The organism is Candidatus Methylomirabilota bacterium (assembly GCA_027293415.1).
Taxonomy (GTDB): Bacteria; Methylomirabilota; Methylomirabilia; order Methylomirabilales; family CSP1-5; genus CSP1-5.
The window spans coordinates 1-5,826 of sequence record JAPUFX010000219.1 but is presented as its reverse complement, the minus strand read 5'-3'; the positions used below and the strand labels follow the sequence as shown (position 1 = coordinate 5,826).

Below are 5,826 nucleotides of genomic sequence, written 5' to 3'. Positions count from 1 at the left end.
AAGGGTCTCGGAGACGGCTTGAAACAGGAAGTCGAAAAGGAGTTCTTTGTTTACCAGGATGAGGGAGTTGAGTTCGTGGTTTAGGGTGAACACGAGGTGGAAAGCCCCAACGGGAAGAATCTCAGATTTTTGCTTTTCAAGCCACCTTGCCTTGGCCATGGATTGGCACTTGGGGCAGTGACGGTTTCTGCAAGAGTCATAGGCGGGGTGTTCAAAGCCACACAAGTTGCACTGCTCCATGTGGCCTCCCAGTGCGGAGGTGCGACAGTGTTCGATCGCCCGCATGACCCTGCGGTGCGAAAAAGGTAAGCAATGAGTGCGGCGATAGTCCTCGCCATACTCACGGAAGACATGGGCCAGTTCGCACTTAGGTCGTGCCGGCGCATCATCAGCGACAGCCAGCATGTAATGGGCTTAGACCATTAGACAGAGTCATTCAAGTCCAGAAGACCAACCGTGGAACAGCGCTACACAGCACACCCACCGCGAAGCGGTTTCGTTCAACGACGCTTTAATTGAGTCCTAGCCAGATTCACAAATTGGTCAATTCTGATTTGGCTGGAACCCGCTCCAGGCTTGGGTTTGCTTGGAGTAAAGCCGCTACGATGCAATTAACGAGCTATTTAATTGAGTCCTACAGGCGTTGAATGCAAAAACGGCGGCCCGATGTGGACCGCGCCGCTTTCAAATGACGTTATCCCGATCAAGGGAACGTGATCATTTTCGCCTCCTCCCCAACCAAATTGATCCGGTTGAACTCTTCGGGGACAGAGATACAATCGAATATCGGAGAAAAGGAGGACTCATGGAAAATTTTCCCCATAGGTATCAGATTGAAGCCTCAGCCGACGAGGCCGGCAGCGTAACGCTTTCTTCCCATGGGCTGCCTTCGTTGATTACGGCGCCCCCGACTCAATTTGGAGGACCGGGTGATCAGTGGTCCCCAGAGACCCTTCTTGTAGCCGCTGTTGCGGATTGCTTTTTACTTTCATTCCGTGCCATCGCGCGTGCCTCCAAGTTTCGGTGGAAGCATCTTAGGTGCGGCACCGAAGGTGTACTTGATCGCGTGGATGGTGCAACTCGCTTTACGGAGCTGTTGATTCGCGCACATCTCGAATTGCCTAAGGGAGGAGATAGCAACAAGGGACGTCGGCTGCTCGAAAAGGCTGAGCAATCCTGCTTGATCACCAATTCGCTAATCGCTAAATCGAAACTGGAAAGTCAGATCGACGTGGAGTAACCAGTATAAGACGGTTCTTTCAGAGCCGACACACATTTGAATTGTGGTACTGAGACCAGGGTTCATTTAAGCATTTCCCTTTGATCCTTCGAAATTTTTCACGGATGGGAAGATCAGTTTTTGCGTGTAGCGGGCGATCATGAGGTCCTCGTTGGTCGCTATGACCCGCACAGTGCAGGGGCTCTCTGAGGTGCTGATGGTATCAGCATGGACCTCATTCCGTCGTGGATTAAGGTGAACGCCCAGGTACTCAAGACCCTGGCAGACGTCCCAGCGCACTGGGGCTGCCCGCTCGCCGATACCACCTGTGAAGACCAGTGTATCAAGGCCGCCAAGCACCGCCGTTAAGGCCCCGATGTGCTTGCGTATCTGGTAACAGAACATCTCCACCGCCTGGTTGGCGTCGGGCTCGCTTTCCCTCTTTTCGAGGAGAGTTTTCATGTCCGGGGTTAGGCCTGACACCCCGAGAAGCCCCGCTTGGTTGTTCACAAGGCGTTCGAGCCGACGACTGTCATAGCCCTTCTCGTTCATCAGGTAGAGCAATATGCCGGGATCCAAGTCCCCGCTGCGCGTCCCCATCATGAAGCCTCCCGTTGGTGTGAAGCCCATGGTGGTGTCCAGGGGCTTACCCCATCTCACCGCTGCCATGCTGGCACCGTTCCCCAGATGAGCGATGATAGCGCGGCTCTGGGCTTCTGACCCTAGTTTCTCCACCACGTATTCGTAGGAGAGGCCATGAAAACCATAGCGTCGCAGTCCCTCGTTCCAGAGATCACCTGGAAGCGGGAAGCGCTGGGCCAGCTCCGGCATGCGACGGTGGAAAGCAGTATCAAAGCAGGCGACCTGTGCGAGGCCGGGTAAGCGTGTGGCCACAGCCTCGATGACCTGGATCTCACAGGGGAGGTGAAGTGGAGCTAAGGCGACGAGTCCTCGGAGCGTGTCCAGGAGTCGTGCGTCAACCCTCTCCGGTGCTGCGTGATCCGTCCCACCGTGTACGACGCGATGGCCGACGGCGACGGGTTGCGGGAGGTTCAACTTCTCCAGGGCGGAGAAGGTCGCTTGCACCGCCACCAGATGCTCAGGAAAATCACTGTACACATCCGCCAAGATTTTTTCCGCACCACGGATCCAGAGGTGCCCGCCTTGCATGCCGATGCGCTCGACCGCCCCTTCAGCGAGCAGCGCCTCTTCATTTGCCCCGACCTGGTACAAGGCGAACTTCAAGGAAGAGGAACCACTGTTAAGACAAAGAATGGGGTGTCCTGTCACCATAACAGACCGTTAGCTCCGTTGATCCCTCTGCCGAGCCTCTCCAGCTCATATGCCCTCATGCGTCGTTTCACTTCCATGTCCATTCGCGAATCTCAGGCATATCCTGACCGTACTTTTCAATGTACTGCCTGTGCTCAATCAGCTTATCGCGGACAGCCTGTCTGGCATAAGCAGCGATATGCCTGAGTCTTGGCACTCGATCAATCACATCCTCAACAAGGTGGAATCGATCCAGATCGTTGCGGACAGCCATGTCAAAGGGCGTGGTGGTGGCCCCCTCTTCCTTATACCCTCGGACGTGGAGGTTCTTGTGGTTCGTCCGACGGTAGGTCAGACGGTGGATGAGCCAGGGGTAACCGTGATAGGCGAAGATGATCGGCTTATCGCTGGTGAAGAGGGTGTCAAACTCCCAATCTGATAGACCGTGGGGATGCTCTTCCTTCGGCTGAAGCGTCATCAGGTCAACCACGTTGATCACCCGTACCTTGATATCGGGTATGTGTCGGCGGAGTATGTCAACAGCAGCGAGGGTTTCAATTGTCGGCACGTCCCCAGCGCATGCCATCACCACGTCTGGCTCAGCACCTTTATCGTTACTCGCCCACTCCCAGATCCCGATTCCAGAGGTACAGTGCTTGATGGCAGCATCCATATCAAGCCATTGGGGCTGAGACTGCTTCCCTGCCACAATGACGTTGACGTAGTTGCGGCTCCGTAGACAATGGTCAGTGACGGAGAGCAGGGTGTTTGCATCGGGAGGGAAGTAAACCCGAACGACATCTGCTTTCTTATTCACAACATGATCGATAAAGCCGGGGTCTTGGTGGCTGAAGCCATTGTGATCCTGCCGCCAGACGTGGGAGGTCAGCAGGTAATTGAGGGATGCTATAGGGCGCCGCCAAGGAATTTCGCTACGGGTGGTCTTGAGCCACTTGGCGTGCTGATTGAACATCGAGTCAACGATGTGGATGAACGCCTCGTAGCAGGAGAAGAACCCGTGACGACCGGTGAGGAGATACCCCTCCAGCCAGCCCTGGCAAGTATGTTCGCTAAGGATTTCCATCACCCGACCGTTCGGAGAGAGGTGGTCATCCTCGGGACTTGTCTCATCCATCCATGTCCGATCCGTCACCTCGAATAAGGCACCGAGACGATTCGAGGCGGTCTCGTCCGGCCCCATCACCCGGAAATTTCGCTCGTTCATGTTGAGCTTCATCACGTCCCGCAAAAACTGGCCCATCACCCGCGTGGCTTCACCGACAACGGTACCGGGTTTTGGGACATTGACAGCGTACTCCCGGAAATCCGGCATCTTCAGGTCTTTGAGCAGGATTCCACCGTTGGTGTGGGGATTGGCACCCATGCGGCGATTACCCTTCGGAGCAAGCTCCGCCAGTTTTGGAATCAACTTCCCGTTCTCGTCAAAGAGATCTTCATGCTTATAGCTCTTCATCCATTCTTCGAGAAGCTTCACATGATCCGGCTTCGTTGCCATCTCGGAGAGAGGAACCTGATGCGATCGCCAGGAACCTTCCGTTTTCAGTCCATCGACTTCCTTGGGACCCGTCCAGCCTTTGGGAGTTCGAAGGATGATCATCGGCCAACGCGGACGCTTGACGTTACCTTTTGTGCGGGCTTCTTGCTGGATTGCCTTAATCTCAGCAATCACCGTATCCAAAGTCTCCGCCATTGTCCGGTGCATAGCCGTGGGATCAGATCCCTCGACAAAATAGGGCTTGTAACCGTAGCCGACGAACAAGCTCTCCAGTTCCTCATGACTCAGACGTGCCAGCACGGTCGGATTGGCAATCTTGTAGCCATTCAGATGCAGGAAGGGTAGAACGGCTCCGTCACGAACAGGGTTAAGAAACTTGTTCGAATGCCAAGCAGTCGCAAGAGGGCCGGTTTCGGCCTCACCGTCACCCACCACGCAGGCAACGATCAGGTCGGGATTGTCGAAGGCGGCCCCGTACGCATGAGAGAGTGCATAACCGAGTTCACCTCCCTCGTGGATGGAGCCAGGGGTTTCGGGAGCAACGTGGCTGGGAATGCCCCCGGGAAATGAGAACTGTTGGAAGAGCTTTTTCATCCCCTCAGCATCTTGGGAAATGTTTGGGTAAACCTCGCTGTAAGTTCCTTCCAGGAAGGTGTTGGCGATAAGGCCAGGACCACCATGTCCGGGACCGGCAATGTAGATCATGCTCAGGTCTTGGTTTTTGATCAGGCGATTGAGGTGAACGTAGATGAAGTTAAGCCCTGGAGTGGTACCCCAGTGTCCCAGCAGCCTGGGCTTGATGTGTTCCAGCTTCAGGGGTTCCTTCAGGAGGGGATTGTCATATAGGTAGATTTGTCCAACGGAAAGGTAGTTTGCCGCGCGCCAGTAGGCGTCTATGGCATTTAGCTGTTCTTTGGAAAGAGTATCGGGCATGGCATCCTCCTCTAATGATTTCTCGATTTAAGCTTTACAGGAACGGGAACACCCAAGCTGATTTCCTCGTTCAGAAGGCAAGTCACGACAACAGTTCTCTTCTCTTGTCCTCGAATTCTTCCTTCCCGATCTCACCCTTAGCATAGCGCTGCTTCAGAATCTCTAAGGCACTTTGCGATGGCTCTCTGCCAGCCGAGGCGCGGTAGAGGTATTTGATCATAGGTGAGGGGATTTTCCTTCTCATCTAGGAGAGGTGTCAAGGGAGGATTTTAGTTTTTTTACTGGCTAATCAGCCATAGTGACCTTAAGTGGGAGGAGGTAAGGGAGCCTGAACCGTCATAGGCTTACAGCCCCGTAAGTCGGCCAGGACTCAATTAATGAGCTATTGAATTGCGTCCTACGGGCCGTTACACAAATAACGGCGGCCCGATGTGGACCGCCGCCTATCAAACTTCTAGGACTCTGGTCAGGCTGCTTTCTTGCGCTGCCTAAAGAAGCCTAACCCTGCCCTGGATACCCTGCTAATCCTCTTATATCTATCACCTGCTCCGTAAATCAATCGCCTCAATGATTAACGACACACCTGAGCCTGAGCGCCACCGATCCTCAGGGCAGTGTCGAGTCAACTGTCTGTCCATCATCCACGGCTGTACCCTTCTTGCTGTGAGGAACGGTTATCGTCACGCTTCCAGTGCAGATTTCGTACCCGTCGTCTGCCTCGAAGGTGACTAGGTAAACCCGACCATTCCCGTTTCCAGACCGCTCCGCCCGAATGAGCACGGAATCCGCCAGATCGCCATACTGCATAACTGCATCCGGGCTCGAATCGCCGTCTCCGCCGCCATTGACAGACTCATCTTGCGTAATTCCCGTCACAGTGAGAGTC

At 54.5% G+C, this 5,826-nt stretch carries 5 protein-coding genes; 1 reads left to right on the top strand and 4 read right to left on the bottom strand.

Annotated features, from left to right (window positions below; translation table 11 throughout):
• Positions 1-805: 805 nt before the first annotated feature.
• Entirely contained in the window at positions 806-1,240 is a 435-nt protein-coding gene (locus O6929_14480; protein ID MCZ6481585.1) for an OsmC family protein, read from the top strand.
• A 66-nt stretch (positions 1,241-1,306) separates the two neighbouring features.
• Here the strand turns inward: O6929_14480 and O6929_14475 are convergent, their stop codons facing one another.
• From O6929_14475 to O6929_14460, 4 genes are all read right to left on the bottom strand, one after another.
• The gene (locus O6929_14475; GenBank protein ID MCZ6481584.1) at positions 1,307-2,512 is read right to left on the bottom strand and encodes an acetate/propionate family kinase; all 1,206 of its coding nucleotides are present in this window, start codon (positions 2,510-2,512) and stop codon (positions 1,307-1,309) included.
• A gap of 67 nt (positions 2,513-2,579) precedes the next feature.
• Positions 2,580-4,940: a phosphoketolase family protein gene (locus O6929_14470; protein MCZ6481583.1), complete on the bottom strand. Its 2,361-nt coding sequence runs from the start codon at positions 4,938-4,940 to the stop codon at positions 2,580-2,582.
• 82 nt (positions 4,941-5,022) lie between these two features.
• Positions 5,023-5,184, bottom strand: coding sequence for an SHOCT domain-containing protein (locus tag O6929_14465; GenBank protein ID MCZ6481582.1), 162 nt, complete (start codon positions 5,182-5,184; stop codon positions 5,023-5,025).
• A gap of 362 nt (positions 5,185-5,546) precedes the next feature.
• Positions 5,547-5,826, bottom strand: a 280-nt coding sequence (locus O6929_14460) for a hypothetical protein (protein MCZ6481581.1), incomplete at its 5' end; no start/stop codon positions are given.

Bases quoted from the DNA above. Each gene is read 5' to 3' on its own strand.
- O6929_14465 (MCZ6481582.1), bottom strand. From the start codon at position 5,184: ATGAGAAGGAAAATCCCCTCACCTATGATCAAATACCTCTACCGCGCC.
- O6929_14480 (MCZ6481585.1), top strand. From the start codon at position 806: ATGGAAAATTTTCCCCATAGGTATCAGATTGAAGCCTCAGCCGACGAG.
- O6929_14470 (MCZ6481583.1), bottom strand. From the start codon at position 4,940: ATGCCCGATACTCTTTCCAAAGAACAGCTAAATGCCATAGACGCCTAC.
- O6929_14475 (MCZ6481584.1), bottom strand. From the start codon at position 2,512: ATGGTGACAGGACACCCCATTCTTTGTCTTAACAGTGGTTCCTCTTCC.